At 41.2% G+C, this 18,548-nt stretch carries 18 protein-coding genes and 1 other annotated feature; of the genes, 13 read left to right on the forward strand and 5 right to left on the reverse strand.

All coding sequences use genetic code 11. From position 1 onward, the window contains the following. Positions 1-66: 66 nt before the first annotated feature. Positions 67-1,440, reverse strand: coding sequence for an acetaldehyde dehydrogenase (acetylating) (locus I1A42_RS13715; protein WP_196123739.1), 1,374 nt, complete (start codon positions 1,438-1,440; stop codon positions 67-69). A gap of 319 nt (positions 1,441-1,759) precedes the next feature. Here I1A42_RS13715 and arcB point away from each other — a divergent pair, with 319 nt between their 5' ends. Continuing rightward, positions 1,760-4,105, forward strand: coding sequence for an aerobic respiration two-component sensor histidine kinase ArcB (gene arcB / locus I1A42_RS13720; RefSeq protein WP_408063533.1), 2,346 nt, complete (start codon positions 1,760-1,762; stop codon positions 4,103-4,105). Between the two features lies 1 nt (position 4,106). After that, positions 4,107-4,553, forward strand: coding sequence for a hypothetical protein (locus I1A42_RS13725; protein ID WP_161153074.1), 447 nt, complete (start codon positions 4,107-4,109; stop codon positions 4,551-4,553). Between the two features lie 116 nt (positions 4,554-4,669). Here the strand turns inward: I1A42_RS13725 and arcA are convergent, their stop codons facing one another. Next, on the reverse strand, positions 4,670-5,389 hold the full coding sequence (gene arcA, locus I1A42_RS13730; protein ID WP_161153073.1) for a two-component system response regulator ArcA: 720 nt from the start codon (positions 5,387-5,389) through the stop codon (positions 4,670-4,672). 335 nt (positions 5,390-5,724) lie between these two features. Between arcA and I1A42_RS13735 the strand changes: the two genes are divergently transcribed. Both I1A42_RS13735 and I1A42_RS13740 read left to right on the forward strand, forming a co-directional pair. After that, a complete protein-coding gene (locus I1A42_RS13735) occupies positions 5,725-6,111 on the forward strand; it encodes a DUF3293 domain-containing protein (protein WP_196123740.1) in 387 nt (128 codons plus the stop codon). Positions 6,112-6,345: 234 nt separating this feature from the next. Then, positions 6,346-6,837, forward strand: coding sequence for a putative 4-hydroxy-4-methyl-2-oxoglutarate aldolase (locus I1A42_RS13740; RefSeq protein WP_161153071.1), 492 nt, complete (start codon positions 6,346-6,348; stop codon positions 6,835-6,837). Here I1A42_RS13740 and I1A42_RS13745 read toward each other — a convergent pair. Next, positions 6,834-7,313: a ribonuclease regulator gene (locus I1A42_RS13745; protein ID WP_161153070.1), complete on the reverse strand. Its 480-nt coding sequence runs from the start codon at positions 7,311-7,313 to the stop codon at positions 6,834-6,836. The two genes, I1A42_RS13740 and I1A42_RS13745, sit on opposite strands and share 4 nt — an antisense overlap. A gap of 286 nt (positions 7,314-7,599) precedes the next feature. On the opposite strand from I1A42_RS13745, the gene I1A42_RS25340 reads away from it, so the two are divergent. From I1A42_RS25340 to thrC, 4 genes are all read left to right on the forward strand, one after another. Beyond that, positions 7,600-7,713: a thr operon leader peptide gene (locus tag I1A42_RS25340; RefSeq protein WP_408063520.1), complete on the forward strand. Its 114-nt coding sequence runs from the start codon at positions 7,600-7,602 to the stop codon at positions 7,711-7,713. Continuing rightward, positions 7,649-7,767, forward strand: a sequence feature (Thr leader region). Its footprint overlaps the gene before it by 65 nt. Positions 7,768-7,797: 30 nt before the next feature. Beyond that, entirely contained in the window at positions 7,798-10,257 is a 2,460-nt protein-coding gene (gene thrA, locus I1A42_RS13750) for a bifunctional aspartate kinase/homoserine dehydrogenase I (protein WP_161153069.1), read from the forward strand. A 20-nt stretch (positions 10,258-10,277) separates the two neighbouring features. Then, positions 10,278-11,234 carry a homoserine kinase gene (gene thrB / locus I1A42_RS13755; RefSeq protein ID WP_161153144.1) on the forward strand — a complete coding sequence of 319 codons (957 nt, stop codon included), beginning with the start codon at positions 10,278-10,280 and terminating at the stop codon, positions 11,232-11,234. Beyond that, a complete protein-coding gene (gene thrC / locus I1A42_RS13760; RefSeq protein ID WP_196123741.1) occupies positions 11,231-12,520 on the forward strand; it encodes a threonine synthase in 1,290 nt (429 codons plus the stop codon). Before thrB ends, thrC begins: the two co-directional genes overlap by 4 nt. A 135-nt stretch (positions 12,521-12,655) precedes the next feature. On the opposite strand, the gene grcA is transcribed toward thrC, so the two are convergent. Further along, positions 12,656-13,033 (reverse strand): autonomous glycyl radical cofactor GrcA, encoded by a 378-nt coding sequence (gene grcA / locus I1A42_RS13765; RefSeq protein ID WP_161153067.1) that lies wholly within the window; start codon positions 13,031-13,033, stop codon positions 12,656-12,658. A 328-nt stretch (positions 13,034-13,361) separates the two neighbouring features. On the opposite strand from grcA, the gene nfo reads away from it, so the two are divergent. The 4 genes from nfo (at position 13,362) to I1A42_RS13780 (ending at position 16,108) form a co-directional block, all read left to right on the forward strand. Beyond that, entirely contained in the window at positions 13,362-14,237 is an 876-nt protein-coding gene (gene nfo / locus I1A42_RS13770; protein WP_161153066.1) for a deoxyribonuclease IV, read from the forward strand. 78 nt (positions 14,238-14,315) lie between these two features. Beyond that, on the forward strand, positions 14,316-14,441 hold the full coding sequence (locus I1A42_RS25035) for a hypothetical protein (RefSeq protein WP_268982049.1): 126 nt from the start codon (positions 14,316-14,318) through the stop codon (positions 14,439-14,441). 100 nt (positions 14,442-14,541) lie between these two features. After that, positions 14,542-15,231, forward strand: a complete 690-nt coding sequence (gene ung / locus I1A42_RS13775; RefSeq protein WP_196123742.1) for a uracil-DNA glycosylase — start codon at positions 14,542-14,544, stop codon at positions 15,229-15,231. Positions 15,232-15,556: 325 nt separating this feature from the next. Next, positions 15,557-16,108 (forward strand): hemerythrin domain-containing protein, encoded by a 552-nt coding sequence (locus tag I1A42_RS13780; protein ID WP_196123743.1) that lies wholly within the window; start codon positions 15,557-15,559, stop codon positions 16,106-16,108. A 55-nt stretch (positions 16,109-16,163) separates the two neighbouring features. Here the strand turns inward: I1A42_RS13780 and I1A42_RS13785 are convergent, their stop codons facing one another. Continuing rightward, entirely contained in the window at positions 16,164-16,349 is a 186-nt protein-coding gene (locus I1A42_RS13785) for a DUF3545 family protein (protein WP_161153063.1), read from the reverse strand. A gap of 719 nt (positions 16,350-17,068) precedes the next feature. On the opposite strand from I1A42_RS13785, the gene I1A42_RS13790 reads away from it, so the two are divergent. Continuing rightward, complete coding sequence (locus I1A42_RS13790) at positions 17,069-18,499, forward strand: alanine/glycine:cation symporter family protein (RefSeq protein WP_196123744.1); 1,431 nt, start codon at positions 17,069-17,071, stop codon at positions 18,497-18,499. Positions 18,500-18,548 lie beyond the last annotated feature (49 nt).

Raw genomic sequence — 18,548 nt, forward strand, 5'->3', positions numbered from 1 at the left:
ATGAAGATAGAAGAGGTAAAGGGACCGATAGCTTGGGGTTGTCTCGGTCTCTCACTCACTCAATGCTTAAGCAACTTCTTCTAGTTCTTCATTGAAGTGGTATACCACTTTCTTAACGTTAAATAGGTGTTCAGGGCCCACGTTGTCAGATACTGAGCTACCGCCAACAGCGCCACAGCCTAGAGTCAATGCTGGAGTTAGGTCTGTAGTCGCGCCGATGCCGCCTAGAGCGCTTGGCGTATTTACAAGACAACGAGAAACAGGCATGCGTAGTGAAAACGCTTGAATAACGCTCTGATTGTTTGAGTGAATAGAAGCAGTATGGCCAGCGCCTTCATTTTCTAGAAGTTCTGCACAACGGTTGATAGCTGCTTGGTTGTCTTCTTCTACGTAGAACGCAAGGATAGCAGTCAGTTTTTCACGAGAATATGGGTTAGTCTTGCTGACTGTGTTTTGCTCAGATAGCAAAATACGAGTGTTTTCTGGAATAGTTAGGCCAGCAAGATCTGCCACGTATTGCGCTGTTTTACCAACGATTTGTGGGTTCATTGTTCCATTTTCACGAAGAATGAATTTGCCTAATTTTTCTGATTCTTCTGCAGTTAGGAAGTAACCACCATTTTTCACAACTTCAGTGCGTACGCGCTCTTCCATTGATTTTTCTACAACGATAGATTGTTCTGAGGCACAGATAACACCGTTGTCGAATGTTTTACTTAGGAAGATTTTTTCTACTGCTTTAGTTACGTTGGCTGATTTTTCAATGTAAGCCGGTGAGTTACCTGGACCAACACCGATTGCAGGGTTACCTGAACTGTATGCTGCGCGAACCATTGCTTCGCCACCAGTTGCAAGGATAAGAGCAGTATCGTGGTTTTTCATTAGCTCTTGAGTTGCTTCAAGAGAGGGTTTGCTAATGCAACCAATGATGCCTGCTGGAGCGCCTGCTGCTAGTGCTGCTTCGTAAACAACTTTTGCAGTTTCAGTGATAGATTTTAGTGCCGTTGGGTGTGGAGAAACAACGATACCATTACCTGATTTAATCGCTACAATCGCTTTATAGATAGTAGTAGATGTTGGGTTTGTTGAAGGTACTAACGCTGCTAAAACCCCCATTGGAACCGCGACATCCATAGTGCGTGTTACAGGATCAGTACTTAAAATACCGACTGTTTTTTGATCTTTTATGTGCTCAAGAAGCTGTTTACTTGCAAATTCATTTTTAACGACTTTGTCTGCAGCATTACCGAAGCCAGTTTCTTCTGCAGCCATAGTGGCTAAACGGATGCTTTCACGTAGTGCCGCATCAGCCATGCTTTTTACAATGGCATCGATTTTTTCTTGAGAGAAAGTTTTTAGCACAAGTTGTGCTTGTTTAGCTTGTTGAATTAGGTCAATCGCTTCTTGTACAGAATCGTTAATCACTGTTTCACGTGTCATGGGAGTGTCTCCGGTTTTGTACTCACTATGTTGTGAGCTTTCCATGGCGCGAATAATAACAATGAGGTCATTTAGCAACTAATTCACATTTTAAAAAAATAGCTCATTTTTTAATGAAACGATCTAATGGTTAAAATACGTGATCTAGGTTCGATCTTAATTAACATAATTATATTTTCCTCTTCTAGTTGCTTGATGATATTTGGTTTATTTCAACTGTTTGTGTTTGATAAAACTGACGAATAGGGGTGAAACACGCTAGACTAGCGCTAAGGTCAACTGCCTCTAATTCATTCCTATGGAGTCTTGAATGAAACCGATGAAGAACCTTGCCCAGTACTATGTTGATTTGCTGGTAAAGCTGGGCATATTGCGTTTCTCTATATTATTAGCACTAGCACTGGTTGCTTTAGCTGTGGTGGTGCAGGTTGGTATAACTCTCGCCTTAAAAGGTCATGTGGACGATATCGATATCGTGCGCTCGGTCTTCTTTGGTTTACTTATTACTCCGTGGGCGGTGTACTTTCTTTCTGTCGTGGTTGATCAGCTAGAAGAGTCACGCCAACGTTTATCTAAATTGGTTTCAAAGCTCAAAGATATGCGAGCCCGCGACCAAGTGCTTAATCAAAAGCTTCAGCAAAATATCGTTAAACTGAACCAAGAAATCGAAGAGCGGATTAAAGCGGAAGAAGCTCGCGAAATGGCGATGATCGATTTAGAAGCGGAAGTTCGTCAGCGGGAAAAAACGCAACTTGAATTGGCAGAAAGAACGGCGTTACTTCGTTCTTTCATCGATGCATCTCCAGACCTTATCTATTATCGTAATGCTAATGGCGTCTTTTCTGGTTGTAACCGTGCGATGGAAGAACTCACTGGGCGCAGCGAACATGAATTAGTGGGCTTAACGCCTTGGGATGTGTACCGCAAAGAGATTGCCCAATCAATTGTAGAAACAGACCAAGAAGTTTTTACTAACGATAGCCCTCTTACGTATGAACAGTGGTTAGAGTATCCAGATGGTCGTAAGAGCTATTTTGAATTACGCAAAGTGCCTTTTTACAGCAAAGAAGGCGATCATTTAGGTTTGGTGGGATTTGGGCGTGATATTACTGAACGTAAACGTCATGAAGAATCCTTAGAAAAGGCCAGCCGAGATAAAACCACTTTTATTTCCACTATCAGTCATGAATTACGCACACCACTTAATGGTATCGTTGGTTTGAGCCGTATGCTGCTGGATACGACATTAACTCAAGAACAGCGTAAACAGATGCAAACTATCAATGTCAGTGCTGTCACGCTCGGTAATATCTTTAACGATATTATTGATATGGATAAATTTGACCGCCGTAAATTAGAACTCCTTCCGGCACCACTCGATTTTGAAGAGTTCGTTGTTGAGTTAGAAAGCCTTTCTGCGTTAATGGCGGAACAAAAAGGGTTACGATTTGATCTGGAACGTTTGACTGATTTACCTAAAATTATTGAGGTGGATGCGACTCGTTTACGTCAAGTTTTGTGGAATGTCATTAGTAATGCGATGAAGTTCACTAAAGAAGGCGGTGTCGTTATGACGGTGAGCTCTGAAACGATAGATGATGGTAGTAAAGCCGAAATTACCATGGACATTGAAGATACTGGGATAGGGATTCCGGAATCTGAAATTGATAAGATTTTTGCTATGTATTATCAAGTTAAATCCGGTAAAGATAATTTACATGCCGTTGGAACGGGTATTGGTTTGTCGGTATCTCGCCAGTTAATTAATTTGATGGATGGGGATATCATGGTCAGTAGTGAAGAAGGTTACGGTAGTACCTTTACCATCACTATTCATGTTCCGCTAGTTGAAGATGCTGCTATTAACGAGCCTCAATATCATAACCAAAGAGCGCTAAATATCTTTATGGTTGAGGATATTGAGTTGAACGTAACCGTTGCTCGATCTTTATTAGAGAGTTTAGGTCATACGGTCACGGTGGCAATGACAGGTACAGAGGCGCTCGAAAAGTTTGTTCCTGAACTATACGATTTGGTGTTCTTAGATATTCAACTCCCCGATATGACCGGATTCGATATTGCTCAGTTACTGCGTAAACAATATAGCGATTTACCTCCTTTGGTCGCGCTAACTGCCAATGTGCTGAAAAATAAAAATGAATACCGAGAAAAAGGGATGGACGATGCGATCAGTAAACCGTTATCGGTTTCTGCTGTTCAAGAGGTGATTGCGAAAATGACAGGAAGCGATGAGCAAGTGAATGAACCGGCAATAGAACAAGCCCCGAGCCAATCCAATATGACAGATGAAGTTTATTTAAGGCTTCTGGATGTGGATATGTTAGAGTCATATGTCAGCATTGTTGGTGCGCAGCCTGTGGTCGACAGTATTGAGCTATTTGAACAAATGATGCCATCGTATATTGAAGTGTTAGATTCGAATATGGTGGCCAAAGATCAGGCAGGTATTGCCTCTGAAGCTCACAAGATTAAAGGGGCTGCAGGTTCGATTGGTCTAAAACGTATCCAAGGTATTGCGCAGAAAGCACAAACACCGGACGCTCCCGCTTGGTGGGAAAATATCACCGATTGGGTGGATGAAATTAAAAATGAATATCAATCGGATATTCAAGTTCTTAAACAGTGGTTAGCGCAAAGGAAGTAATATGAAAAAATTCGTACTCATCGCTTTGATGTCAGCTTTGACCGCCTGTGCTTTTTCTCCCAATGTAAATTGGAAGCAAGGTAGTTTAGCAGTATTGGCGCAAATCGATATTCAACTCAAAAGTAACCTTTGGACTGATCAACTGCCTAAAGTACAGGGCGCAGAGACTCAGAGCCTAAATGGCACATTAACACTAGAAACATCGGGTGAACTGCCGGCTGATCTCAACGTAAATCAATTAGTGATTAAGCAAGGGGATCAAGTCTGGACCATTGATGGTGATAATGTTGAGCTACGTACTCAAAGTGAAGATGTTTGGGAAGTCGTATTTCAGTCATCCATTGAAGTGAACGTTGATAAACCTGTTTCAGTGGCACTTGAATTATCTAATGATGGAAAAAATGCATGGTTAGTTGAGCACAATGTCTCGATTGACAAAGTATACTAATCTCTTCTTCAGAAGATAATCGTATTCACTGATGTAAAAATAAAGCCCCAGTTCAGTTTGAGCTGGGGCTTTTTAATCCATCGTACACTCTGCAATATTTTTGCGAGTTACTTTACTTAGTTGTTTTCTAAGTCACCACAGAAGCGGTAGCCTTCACCGTGAATCGTTGCAATAATTTCAGGTGTACCTGAAACAGATTCAAAGTGTTTACGAATACGACGAATGGTAACGTCAACCGTACGATCATGTGGTTTAAGCTCACGACCGGTCATTTTCTTCAATAAATCGGCACGAGTTTGAATTTTGCCCGGGTTTTCACAGAAGTGAAGCAAGGCACGGAATTCAGAACGAGGAAGCTTATAGCCATCACCACTTGGACTAACCAAAGAACGGCTGTTGATATCAAGAACCCAACCATTGAATTCGTATTTTTCAACAGAGCGTTTTTCTTCTTGTGACGCATTAGCGTTCATTGAACGACTGAGTAGGTTACGAGCACGAATGGTCAATTCTCGTGGGTTAAATGGTTTGGTAATGTAATCATCCGCACCAATTTCTAGCCCTAGAATTTTATCCACTTCATTATCGCGACCAGTTAAGAACATAAGAGCTACGTTAGCTTGTTCGCGTAATTCACGCGCGAGCAGAAGGCCGTTTTTACCTGGTAGATTAATATCCATAATGACCAGGTTGATCGGTTGTTCAGACAATACGCTGTGCATGTCTTCACCGTTACTTGCCTCAAAAACAGCGTATCCCTCTGCTTCAAAAATACTCTTTAGAGTGTTACGAGTCACCTGCTCGTCTTCAACAATAAGAATCTGCGGGGTTTGCATTGGCGTTACCTAAAATTGTGAAAAAACTGTGCTAATAGAACTCATACTAGGCAAAAATATAACATACATGTAATGTTATGTTGATCATAAAGCTATGTATTTTTAACGAAATACTAGTTGTAATTGCCCGCCATCCTTAGACATTAATGATTACTAAAGTCTCCTCTTAGTTACTGGTTCCACTAGTCTATGAAGCGGATTCTATAATGTTAACAGCATGCTAACAACGACCAAATGTTAATTCCAAGCACTTTGTTGATTTACATCAAGAGTTGTAATGTAAGCGTTATTAACAGTCGTAATCAAATGTAAATTGATGTGACTCAGGAGTGTTTATGCAAATTAATTCACATCTTTGGCAAGCTTATTCATCAGTAAGGTTTGACTTCAAAGCGTTAATTAATGCTGAATGTTATGCTGTGATCACAGCTTGGAACCCCGGAAGCGAAAGGTTGTCACATAATGAGAATTGCTTAAACAATCATCGTTTACAGCTCAAACTAAACGATTATGATTGGGTAAGTGTTGTGGTTGGCGACCCAGATTTTCAATGGTTCGAAGAGAGTTTTGCGGTTGCAATGCCACTTGAAGCAGCATTAGACCTAGCTCTCACTTTTAAACAAAACGCCATTTATTTTGTTAGAAATGGTGCACTTTATTTGTACTCTTGTGTCGATTCACACGTCGTACAATTAGGGTCATTAGAAGAAAAATTAAAATAAGTTACCAAACGATTTCTGAGGATAATGAAGAATACCTTGAAATAATTTGGATTCAACACCCGATACCTAGGCCACCTCTGGTAAGTATCTAGCCTTGAGTTCTAATCGAGTATCAAATCTACAAAGAGTCTATCTTTGTTAATGTCCGTATTTTCTGGGATATAAATTCGATCACGTTTAGGTATCGCCAAGACGCACTTTGCGAATTGGAGACATAAAAATCATGGAGGAACGATGAGAGATTTAACGCCAGATATTAGTGATAAATATGGTTCGCAAGTCAGTTTGCTGGATCTTCCGTTACAAAATTTTGGGCAACGCTTCTGTTTTTGGGGGGAGGTTGTAACGGTACGTTGCTACCATGATAATTCCAAAGTAAAAGAAGTCTTGGCACAAAATGGTAAAGGAAAAGTGCTGGTTGTTGATGGTCATGGGTCGTGTCAACGCGCTTTAATGGGCGATCAAATTGCTATTTCAGCGATTGAAAACGATTGGGAAGGGGTCATTATCTATGGCGCGGTAAGAGATGTCGTTGCCATGTCTGAAATGGATTTAGGGATTAAAGCATTAGGTACTTGCCCGATAAAAACAGAAAAGCGTAATGCTGGTGAGATCAACGTTAAACTGACCATGATGAATCAAATCATCTTACCTGGTGATTATATTTATTCAGATTGGAACGGTATGTTGGTATCTCCAACCGAATTAGATCTGACTTTCGATTAAAAACGAAATCCTATCCCTACCTGAACATCTTGCTGCCACCCTTGGTAACCAAGCGTGGCATGCATGTCTAGTTGATCATTAAATCTGTATTGGCTCGATAACTCTGCGGATAAGTCATCACTGTTGTCGTCATGAGCAGCCACTCCTGAAGAATAGGTATTGACGACAGAGTGTAAGGTGCTGCTGAGCAGCAATTTATCATTATATTGGTAGCTTATACCACTCATTACGCCGTTACTTATTTGCGTGGGGTGACTGTCTAATCGCGTACCAACAAAGATATGCCAGTTTGGATCAATGGAATATCGATAGCCGCTGTTCAATGTCCAACTGTCTACTTGACTGCCGTTTTGCTCACTTGAAAAAAATAGTGAAGTGGCAGGTGAGGTTACGCTATCTAATGGTAAAAAATCTGCAGCTAGACAGACGGAAGGCACCAATAGTATGGAACATACGATAAGCCGTAATTTCACCATAACGTCCTCCCTGAATGAATCCTAAATATTGATTAAATAACAATCCAATCAAATGAAACTAGTGTCATTTTAAACTACCTTGTCTGGTTATAAGTAAAGCATAGATACGACATTTTGCTTATTTATTGTTCGATAAGCGCAGCGGGTAAAAACGGATAATATATTGCCATAATGGTATTTTTTGTCGGATTATATAGGTATTGCTATCATTTTAAGTGCATATGCCAAGTAAGAAGAAAAAAAATCAATTTTTAATTGACGGCTGATAGTGAAATAAGGTAAACGTATGGTCACGCAAACACATAAATACGCAAGAACGACAATGTTATCCATCAGCCAAGTAGTAATGACCACCACCATTATTATTACCGACATTACGCATGTTGGGGCAGGCTGCTGAGCGTAAAATTTCACAAAAAAAGGCCTGTATCCCAACGATACAGGCCTTTTTTTATACCTATTTTTATCTTCTCGGAGGGAAGGGATGCGAGTATTAAAGTTTGGAGGCTCATCGTTAGCGGATGCAGATCGTTTTCTAAGAGCGGCTGACATCATCGCCAATAATGCCAAGCAAGAAGAAGTGGCTGTAGTGCTGTCGGCACCAGGAAAAACAACAAACAAGCTTGTTGCCATTATTGAAAGTGCAATGCGCCACGGTGAAGCTGAATTACAAGTAGAACAGCTCGAAACAGCATTTCATACTCTGTTTAACGACATTAAAGCCGTATTGCCAAACATAGAAGGTAATGAATTTGATAAGCAGGTTCGTCAGTCTATGTCCAAATTACGTGAATTTGTACATGGTATTACGCTGCTTAGTATGTGTCCTGATAATGTTAATGCTCGCATTATTAGTAAAGGGGAACGAGTTTCTATTCAGCTTATGAAAGCTGTGATGGAAGCTAAAGGGCTAAAAGCTGATCTGATTGACCCTGTGAAATATCTGAGTGCGCAAGGGGAATACCTGGAAGCCATGGTTGATGTGGAAGCGTCAACCAACAATTTCCGTCAACATCCATTAGCTGATGATCATGTGCATATCATGCCTGGTTTTACTGCGGGTAATAAAAAAGGTGAGCTAGTCTGTTTAGGCCGCAATGGTTCGGATTATTCTGCTGCTGTGTTAGCGGCGTGTTTACGTGCCGATTGTTGTGAAATCTGGACCGACGTTGATGGCGTCTACAACTGTGACCCTCGCTTAGTGAAAGACGCCCGCTTATTGAAATCGCTTAGTTATCAAGAAGCGATGGAACTCTCTTACTTTGGCGCTTCGGTTATGCACCCTAAGACGATTGCTCCTATTGCCCAGTTCCAAATTCCTTGCCTCATTAAAAACAGTTTTAATCCTCAAGGTGCAGGCACATTAATCGGTCAAGATACAGGCGAAGATGAGCTAGAAATTAAAGGCATTACCACGTTAAGTAATTTAACCATGGTAAATGTTTCAGGCCCTGGTATGAAAGGAATGGTGGGCATGGCTAGCCGTGTTTTCGGCACTATGTCTTCCCATGGGGTGTCGATTGTACTGATTACGCAATCTTCTTCTGAATACAGCATCAGCTTTTGTATTGAAGCTGATAATAAAGCTCAAGCACAATTGGCTCTCTCTGATGAGTTTGAATTGGAGCTGAAAGATGGTCTATTAGAACCGGTCGAGTTTATGGATGACTTAGCTATCATCAGTTTAGTGGGTGATGGTATGCGTACTTCTTGCGGAATCGCTTCCCAATTCTTTACTTCGTTAGCTGAAGTTCACGTTAATATCATTGCTATTGCTCAAGGCTCTTCCGAACGAGCAATCTCTGCGGTTATTCCTGAAGGAAAAATTTCAGAGGCGATTAAGACTTGTCACGAAAACTTCTTCAATTCTAAGCATTACCTCGATGTTTTTGTTGTCGGTGTTGGCGGTGTCGGTGGCGAATTGGTCGATCAAATTCATCGTCAGCAGGAAAAATTGGCGACGAAAGGGACCATTTTACGAGTGTGCGGTTTAGCTAACAGTAAAGGCTTGTTGCTCGATAGTGAGGGGTTACCACTCGATAATTGGCGGGATCGCATGGATAGCGTGACGGAAGAGTTCAGTCTTGCTCGTTTGATTGCATTGGTTCAACGTAACCATATTATCAACCCAGTGCTGGTGGATTGTACTTCTAGTGACGAGATTGCTAAACAATACGCTGATTTCTTAGCGGCGGGTTTCCATGTTGTGACTCCCAACAAAAAGGCAAATACCGCTAGCATGGCTTACTATCAGCAGTTGCGTGAAGTGGCGCGTCACTCTCGCCGTAAGTTAATGTATGAAACAACAGTTGGGGCTGGCTTACCTGTCATTGAGAACTTACAGAACCTTATTGCTGCTGGGGATGAGTTAGAACAATTTAATGGTATTCTTTCAGGGTCTTTATCCTTTATTTTTGGTAAGTTAGACGAAGGATTAACATTGAGCCAAGCAACACTACTTGCAAAGGAAAAAGGGTTTACGGAACCTGATCCTCGTGATGACCTTTCCGGGATGGATGTTGCGCGTAAACTGCTTATTCTTGCTCGTGAAAGTGGCATGAAGTTAGAGCTTAGTGATGTAAAAGTTGAACAAGCACTACCACCAGGCTTTGATGATAGTGGCAGTGTTGCTGAGTTTATCGAGCGTCTGCCTCAAGCTGATGAATACTTTACTCAGCTGTTTAATGAAGCGTCTGCTCAAGGCAAAGTGTTACGTTACGTTGGTGAGATTGCTGATGGCCAATGTCGAGTGCGTATCGCGATGGTCGATGAAAATGATCCAATGTACAAAGTAAAAGAGGGTGAAAACGCACTGGCATTCTATAGTCGTTATTACCAACCAATTCCATTAGTGCTGCGCGGATATGGTGCCGGTACTGAAGTAACAGCTGCTGGTGTCTTCTCTGACGTGATGCGAACACTAGGCTGGAAATTAGGGGTTTAATCCACATGAGTTCTGATGACATGGGCGTTGTCGTTTACGCCCCAGCTTCTATTGGTAATGTCAGCGTCGGTTTTGACGTGTTGGGGGCGGCTGTGTCTCCAATTGATGGCACACTGCTTGGTGATAGAGTAGAAGTAAAACTAGGCGACCAACCGTTCAGCTTGGCAACTGCGGGGCACTTTGTGTCTAAGTTGCCATCAGAACCTAAAGAGAACATCGTTTACGATTGTTGGCAGGTGTTCGGGCGTGAGTTAGCGAAAAAACAGTTACCGCTAAAAAATGTGGCGATGACATTAGAGAAGAACATGCCAATCGGTTCAGGTTTGGGCTCTAGTGCTTGTTCAATCGTTGCTGCTCTTGATGCGCTAAACCGTTTTCACGGTCAGCCATTAAATGAGACAGAACTTTTAGCCTTAATGGGTGAGATGGAAGGTAAAATCTCTGGTGGTGTCCACTACGATAATGTTGCTCCTTGTTATTTGGGCGGTGTTCAATTGATGGTGGAAGAGCTGGATATTATTAGCCAAGAAATCCCTTGTTTTGATGATTGGTTTTGGGTGATGGCTTATCCCGGGATCAAAGTCTCTACAGCAGAAGCTCGCGCCATTCTACCTGCTCAATATCGCCGCCAAGACATTATTGCCCACGGTCGTTATCTTGCAGGTTTCGTCCATGCTTGTCATAGTGGGCAAGGTGATTTAGCTGCCAAAATGATCAAAGATGTCGTGGCTGAACCCTATCGTGAAAAACTACTGCCAGGTTTTGCACAAGCAAGAAAATATGCATTATCAGCAGGTGCGTTAGCAACCGGTATTTCTGGTAGTGGCCCTACGCTGTTTAGTGTATGTAAAGAAAAAGAAGTTGCCGAACGTGTTGCACGTTGGCTTGAACAAAACTACGTACAAAATGAAGAAGGTTTTGTGCATATTTGTCGTTTAGACAAACAAGGTTCGAAAGTGACAGGAAGTGAGCTATGAAGCTTTACAATATAAAAGAAAATGATGAACAAGTTTCCTTTGGTCAAGCCGTACGCCAAGGGTTAGGTCGAAACCAAGGTCTATTTTTTCCATCTGAGTTACCGAAGTTCGATGATATCGATGCTTTATTAGCTGAAGACTTTGTGCCACGCAGTGCAAAAATTTTATCTGCATTAATTGGTGATGAACTACCCGCAGAAAAGGTTTATGAATTAGTAAACAACGCTTTTCAATTCCCAGCGCCAATTAAACAGGTTAAAGATGGAGTTTATGCGTTAGAGTTATTCCATGGCCCGACGTTAGCGTTTAAAGACTTTGGTGGCCGTTTTATGGCTCAATCACTAGCTGCTGTTTCTGATGGTGGCAAAATCACTATTTTGACGGCAACGTCTGGTGATACAGGTGCTGCAGTCGCGCATGCTTTCTATGGTATGGAAAATATCAACGTCGTGATTTTGTACCCGAAAGGCAAAATTAGCCCTCTACAAGAAAAGTTATTCTGTACTCTCGGTAAAAATATTCACACAGTCGCGGTTAACGCAGACTTTGATGCTTGCCAAACTTTAGTTAAACACGCATTTGATGATGCTGAATTGCGTGAGCAAGTCGGTCTAAACTCGGCTAACTCAATTAATATTAGCCGTTTAATGGCACAGATCTGTTATTACTTTGAAGCGGCTGCTCAAATGAGCAAAGCTGAGCGTGAAAATCTAGTAATCTCAGTGCCAAGCGGTAACTTTGGTAACTTAACCGCAGGCCTATTGGCGAAAGCGCTTGGTCTACCAGTTAAGCGTTTTATCGCGGCGACCAACGCGAATGATACTGTGCCTCGTTATCTTCAAACAGGTAAGTGGGAGCCAAAACCAACTGTTGCAACCACATCTAACGCAATGGACGTGAGCCAACCTAATAACTGGCCGCGTATTGAAGAACTATGCAAAGTTCAAGGATGGGGATTGGAAACATTAGGTAAAGGTGCTGTGGTTGAGGATGCACAAGCTGCTGAATCAGTATGCGACCTGAATGAGTTAGGTTACTTATGCGAACCACATGGTTCCATTGCTTATCGCGTATTAGAAGAGCAGCGTCAAGCAGACGAAACAGGTCTGTTCTTGTGTACTGCTCACCCAGCTAAATTTAAAGAAGTTGTCGATGATATCTTAGGTTCTGATATCGAACTTCCTGCACCTTTAGCGAAGCATGCTGCGATGGATCTATTGTCTCTAAACTTTGACAACGATTTTGCGAAATTGCGTGAGTTACTGATTAAAGTACAGCAAGCTTAATGGTTATAGGGCGGTGCTTGCGCCGCCTTTATCTTCGATACAACTTTTATTGTCTATACAAATGAAAAGCGATGCCCTAGGGCACCGCTTTTTTATTTGTAACCGGATAAACTATCCCGATTGACTGACGCTATATTACATAGATTCAGTGAAAGTACGTGAGATAACATCACGTTGTTGTTCTGGAGTCAATGAGTTAAAACGCACTGCGTAACCAGATACTCGGATAGTTAATTGAGGGTATTTTTCTGGGTGATCGATAGCGTCTAGTAGAGTTTCACGGTGTAAAACGTTAACGTTTAGGTGTTGGCCACCTTCAACAAGTGGAGCGGCTTTAACTGCAACTTCACGGCCTTCGTATTCACCTAGATCGCTAACAGGAACAACTTGATCCGCTTCGAAACCATTTAATGCAGCAACACAACGAGCTTCGTTAGTTTCGTTGTTGATCAACCAAATAGAGTTTAGTAGTGCGTCGTTAGCTGCTTTAGTAATTTGAATACCTTGGATCATCACAATCTCCTAAACCACTTAATGTGGTGTTTGTTGGTGTTAAATTTCAATTCTTTTGTCGAGCTTGGTATTGTATACCTAATGACCACAATTATAGTATTGATTTAAGTCAAATAACAACAATTATCCATGTTTTTTTAGAGGTTATTTTCTTGATTTGAATCAATAAGATTAATAAAAATAACGAACTAACAGTATATTTGATGAATTAAAAAATAGTTGTATTGGTTAAATGTTGTAAATTTACTACATTTTATGTTTTTTAATATGCTCACTTTGCATAATATCAATCTGTTAGAGTGTAAAACTGAAAGTGAAAAGTGATTTAATGACAAATTCTAACTTGGCATTTAACAAGAAATTCATCGGAGCACATGTCTCGGCTGCGGGTGGGGTGGATCAGGCACCTAAACGAGCTAAGGAAATCGGTGCCAATGCTTTTGCCTTGTTCACCAAAAATCAACGGCAGTGGGTTGCCAAACCGCTGGATGATAAAGTGGTGGCAAACTTTAAGCGTTTATGTGTCGCTTTAGGCTACTCTGCTGATCAAATCTTGCCGCATGACTCATACCTGATCAATTTAGGTGCACCTGACGACGAAAAGCTCGCAAAATCGCGCGCAGCGTTTATCGATGAGATGGAACGTTGCCACGAACTTGGACTTAAGCTATTGAATTTCCATCCTGGAAGTCATTTAAAACAGATATCTGAATCTGAGTGTCTGAGTAAGATAGCTGAATCAATCAATTTAGCTCACGAAGCGGTGCCCAATGTTATCGCTGTGATAGAAAACACCGCGGGGCAGGGAAGTAATTTAGGTTGGAGGTTTGAGCATCTTGCTGAAATTATTGAACAAGTAAAAGATAAATCTCGAGTTGGAGTATGTATTGATACTTGCCATACCTTTGCGGCTGGATACGATTTAACCTCAACCGAAGCTTGCGAAGCAACGTTTGCAGAGTTTGATAAAGTGGTAGGGATGCACTATTTAAGGGCAATGCATATTAATGATTCAAAAAATGAATGCGGTAGTCGCGTTGACCGCCATCACTCTTTAGGGGAAGGAACCATTGGCTGGTCTTGTTTTGAATATATCGCTAAGGATCCTCGTTTTGATCATATCCCTCTGATTTTAGAAACAATCAATCCCGATATTTGGCACCAAGAAATTGCAACATTACGTCGTTTTCACCAAGAGGCGTAATTTTTTTGTGATGATCGTTCAATGTGGCATCTTTTTTTCATAAGTTATTATGACGTAGTTGTAATGGAGGAATTCACAATGTCACATACCACACCAAGAATGATGGCTTCTCGCCCACAGAGTTATGCTCATCGTATGCTTGTACCCAATCGTCATGTGAATGGGCAAGGGCATCATCGATCACCTCAGCGTGCATCTAAATAATGCGCTATGGAATAGACTGAGTTATTAAGAGATTGCTTTCTGCATCTTGACCTCAATTAGGTATACAATACCCTGATTAGTTGAGAATTAAGGATCTTTTATGACTCAGTCATTGACCTGGCATGACGTGATTGGTGCCGAAAAAGAGCAAGATTATTTCCGTCAAACCCTGCAATTTGTAGATTCAGAACGTCAAGCTGGAAAAGTTATTTACCCATCCACGCATGATGTCTTTAATGCCTTTCGCTTTACCGAATTTAATCAAGTTAAAGTCGTGATGCTCGGCCAAGACCCATACCATGGTCCAAACCAAGCACATGGCCTATGTTTTTCTGTTCTTCCTGGTGTTAAAACACCACCTTCATTAGTCAATATTTATAAAGAGTTAGCTCAAGATATCCCAGGGTTTCAAATCCCTTCTCACGGCTATTTAGAGAGTTGGGCGAAACAGGGAGTGCTGATGCTTAACACTGTTCTCACTGTTGAACAAGGGAAGGCGCACTCGCACTCTAAGACAGGATGGGAACGTTTTACAGATAGAGTGATTGATGCCTTAAATCAACATGGAGAGGGCATTGTGTTTCTATTATGGGGGGCTCATGCACAGAAAAAAGGCAGCATGATTGATACTCATCGCCATTATGTACTAAAAGCACCTCACCCTTCGCCTCTTTCTGCTCATCGCGGGTTCTTTGGTTGCCACCATTTCTCACAGGCTAATCAACTGCTTGAGCAGCAAGGTAAGTCGCCTATTGATTGGCAGCTAGAACATACCCCGCCAACTATTTAGTTAGCGATTGAGACTTAACTAATCCGTGTTACTTTCAACATAGTATCACTATGCCTTCAAATCAGTGTCTTGCCTAAGAGCGAATACATCCTCGCTGAAACAGCGTCTTGAGGTTACTTGGGGATAATGATTATGGTTGATATTAAATATTCGACCGTAGTCAAAGTGTCTACAAAGTGAGTTTTATACACTTAAAGTAGATATATACCCAAGTGACATTGCCTAACAGAGGTTACACTTCTATTAGTTGTAGTGATAATTAAGTTATAGCGGTATGCAGGTTGTTTCCCCTATGAGGTCATTTGGGCATATAAGGAGCGGCACTATGATGATTGAGCGGATTAGACGTGAACATGGTTATATGGTTCGATTACTCGCTATTCTACGCCATAAATTTGAAGAGTTACGAGCAGAGCAAGGAATTAGCTATAGTTTGGTAAAAGAGATCGTTGATTACTTAGCGACGCATTCAGAAGCAATACACCACCCTAAAGAGGACATTATTTATCGTTATTACATTGATAAATACGGTGTAGATGAAAACATGGCGAATTTGGAGAAAGAGCATCTCTCTTTAGCCGAGAAAACTCACGAGTTTCTTAATTTAGTTGAGATGATCCTTCAAGATGCGATTGTGCCTCAAGATGTTTTTCTCAAACAATTAGAAGGGTTTATTGTGGCTCAGAAACAGCATCTGGATTTAGAAGAACAATCGGTGCTACCAAAGATTAATCAAACCTTTTCAGCAGAAGATTGGCAGGCTGTTGAATCGATGTGGAGTCAAAATGAATCGGATCCTGTGTTTGGTGAGACGATCGCAGACCGTTATAAACAGATAGCCCAGTTAGTCAGAGCCACTGATCTTGAGTACCATTAATTTAAGTCATCGTAAATAAAAGAGGCATCACTTGGATGCCTCTTTTTTACTAATTCTAAATTTGTTGAATGTCACTAATATCTAAGCAGGCATCCATTTCCATTAGTTCCCTCTCTAGCTGTCGTTTGTCCCTTAGCGCTTCGATTTCTCTCCACATTCTTTTACCCGGTTTGGCTGCACGGGCAGCGCGAATTTTATTAATTTCGTTTTCTAACAGTTCCACTAAATGCATATCATCCATAAGCAAGCCTCATCTGAGTGGTTGTTCATTAATAAATGCCAAAGTACTTCAATCCTTGAGTGGATTTATTTACCACGCAACAGCGAGCGTATCTATGATTTGTTTCTCATTTGTTACGCTATAATTAAAGTTTTTTGTTATTTGGAGTCAGATTCACATTTTTACCACTTTAGTGGTGGTTAAAAAATCATCAATCAAATAACGCAAACGATTAAATGATAAAAAACTGCTTGTTAAATTACTGTTGAGAAAATAGAGCTAATTTTTATTACTGTTTGTTTTTTGTTCAAACGCGCTTTTTTTAAATTTTTTATCTAAAAAATTATCCATTTTCAGTGTAACAGCCTTGATTCTCAAAGGATGAGATTCATTTGTAATGGATTACTCTATGTGGTGATATTTTATACTAGTATGTTGCGTGTTTTGTGGGTTTATGTTTCTTATTTGTGCGTCTAATGACTAATGAACTGTTAATATTAGGTGATTATATAGTAAAAAATAACATTTTTATGCATATGATTTGCTATTGATTTTTTCGCTTCGAGTCTGCATTATCCCGCCGTCAATCTATGTGCTGGATATTAATGAAAGGATTCATCTGCCTTAGGACAACTAAACGTACGTGCTTAACTTCCTACAATCGCCTTGTGCGAAGTACGTTTGATATGCTCAGATTTTTTACATCGGAGCACTAGTCAAAACTCTACGAGAGGTTCCTTGTGACAGATTTAATTAATTTATTGAACGACCTGCTTTGGGGGTCGATTCTTGTATATTTACTTGTTGGTGTTGGTATTTATTTCACCATACGTCTTGGTTTTATCCAAGTTCGCCATTTTGGGCACATGTTCTCTGTATTGAAGAACAGCCGCAAAGACGACAGCTCAGGCATCTCATCTTTTCAAGCGCTTTGTACAAGCCTAGCTGCACGTGTCGGTACTGGTAATATGGCTGGCGTTGCCGTTGCATTAACTGCAGGTGGCCCTGGTGCTATTTTTTGGATGTGGGTAACTGCAATGCTGGGCATGGCTACGGCATATGCTGAAAGTACGCTTGCTCAGTTATACAAAACTCGCGATAAGTCAGGCGCATTCCGTGGCGGTCCTGCTTACTATATGGAAAAAGGCTTAGGTATGCGTTGGATGGGGGTTATCTTCTCTATCTTTCTACTGATCGCATTTGGTCTTGTTTTCAACGCAGTTCAAGCAAACTCTATTACCAATGCGATTCACACTGCATTCCATATTGATGAGAAGTTCATCGGTATCGGTATCGTTATCCTAGCGGGGTTCGTTATCTTTGGCGGTATTCGTAAAATTGCTCGCACAGCAGAGATTATCGTTCCATTCATGGCGCTGGCTTATTTAGCTATCGCTCTGTTTGTGATGTTCTCTAACATTGAGAAATTACCAGACATTGTTGCTCTGATCATTAAGAGTGCTTTTGGTTTCCAACAAGCTGCCGCTGGTGGTGTGGGGTACGCCATTGCTCAAGCAATGATCAACGGTGTAAAACGTGGTTTGTTCTCAAACGAAGGTGGTATGGGTTCTGCGCCAAACGCGGCGGCAACAGCAACACCTTACCCTCCACACCCGGCCTCCCAAGGTTATGTACAGATGCTTGGTGTATTTACCGATACTATCGTTATCTGTTCAGCAACAGTGGCGATTATCTTGATGTCTGGTGAGTATGTGCCACACAGCGAAATCACAGGTATTGAACTGACTCAACGCGCATTAAGTGCACAAGTCGGTGGCTGGGGCGGAACCTTTATCGCATTGGCTATCTTCTTCTTTGCCTTTACTTCAATTATTGCAAACTACTCATATGCTGAAACGAACCTTATCTTCTTAGAGCAACGTAATAAGAAAGGATTGATTCTGTTCCGTATCATCTTTCTAGGTATGGTTATGTTTGGTTCATTGGCGAACTTACCAACGGTATGGTCAATGGCTGATGTTTCTATGGGACTAATGGCGATTGTTAACTTAGTTGCGATTATATTGTTGTCCGGAATCGTGGTTAAGCTGACCAAAGATTACAACCAGCAGTTAAAAGCAGGTAAATTGCCTACTTTCGATGTGAACGATTACCCAGAGCTAAAAGCACAGCTTGAAGAAGGTATTTGGGATCAAAATAAAAAAGCGTAGTTCTTTTTAGTATTACGTATCTTGCTATGATTGGTTAAGCCCATAGCAA

Source organism: Vibrio nitrifigilis (assembly GCF_015686695.1).
Taxonomy (GTDB): Bacteria; Pseudomonadota; Gammaproteobacteria; order Enterobacterales; family Vibrionaceae; genus Vibrio; species Vibrio nitrifigilis.

Excerpts from the sequence above, each read along its gene's own strand:
- I1A42_RS13785 (WP_161153063.1), bottom strand. The coding sequence starts at position 16,349 with ATGGATGATATGCATTTAGTGGAACTGTTAGAAAACGAAATTAATAAA.
- grcA (WP_161153067.1), bottom strand. The coding sequence starts at position 13,033 with ATGATCCAAGGTATTCAAATTACTAAAGCAGCTAACGACGCACTACTA.
- I1A42_RS13735 (WP_196123740.1), top strand. The coding sequence starts at position 5,725 with ATGCAAATTAATTCACATCTTTGGCAAGCTTATTCATCAGTAAGGTTT.
- thrB (WP_161153144.1), top strand. The coding sequence starts at position 10,278 with ATGGGCGTTGTCGTTTACGCCCCAGCTTCTATTGGTAATGTCAGCGTC.
- ung (WP_196123742.1), top strand. The coding sequence starts at position 14,542 with ATGACTCAGTCATTGACCTGGCATGACGTGATTGGTGCCGAAAAAGAG.
- I1A42_RS13780 (WP_196123743.1), top strand. The coding sequence starts at position 15,557 with ATGATGATTGAGCGGATTAGACGTGAACATGGTTATATGGTTCGATTA.
- I1A42_RS25340 (WP_408063520.1), top strand. The coding sequence starts at position 7,600 with ATGGTCACGCAAACACATAAATACGCAAGAACGACAATGTTATCCATC.
- I1A42_RS25035 (WP_268982049.1), top strand. The coding sequence starts at position 14,316 with ATGTCACATACCACACCAAGAATGATGGCTTCTCGCCCACAGAGTTAT.
- thrA (WP_161153069.1), top strand. The coding sequence starts at position 7,798 with ATGCGAGTATTAAAGTTTGGAGGCTCATCGTTAGCGGATGCAGATCGT.
- I1A42_RS13740 (WP_161153071.1), top strand. The coding sequence starts at position 6,346 with ATGAGAGATTTAACGCCAGATATTAGTGATAAATATGGTTCGCAAGTC.
- arcB (WP_408063533.1), top strand. The coding sequence starts at position 1,760 with ATGAAGAACCTTGCCCAGTACTATGTTGATTTGCTGGTAAAGCTGGGC.
- I1A42_RS13715 (WP_196123739.1), bottom strand. The coding sequence starts at position 1,440 with ATGACACGTGAAACAGTGATTAACGATTCTGTACAAGAAGCGATTGAC.
- I1A42_RS13725 (WP_161153074.1), top strand. The coding sequence starts at position 4,107 with ATGAAAAAATTCGTACTCATCGCTTTGATGTCAGCTTTGACCGCCTGT.
- I1A42_RS13745 (WP_161153070.1), bottom strand. The coding sequence starts at position 7,313 with ATGGTGAAATTACGGCTTATCGTATGTTCCATACTATTGGTGCCTTCC.
- nfo (WP_161153066.1), top strand. The coding sequence starts at position 13,362 with ATGACAAATTCTAACTTGGCATTTAACAAGAAATTCATCGGAGCACAT.
- thrC (WP_196123741.1), top strand. The coding sequence starts at position 11,231 with ATGAAGCTTTACAATATAAAAGAAAATGATGAACAAGTTTCCTTTGGT.
- arcA (WP_161153073.1), bottom strand. The coding sequence starts at position 5,389 with ATGCAAACCCCGCAGATTCTTATTGTTGAAGACGAGCAGGTGACTCGT.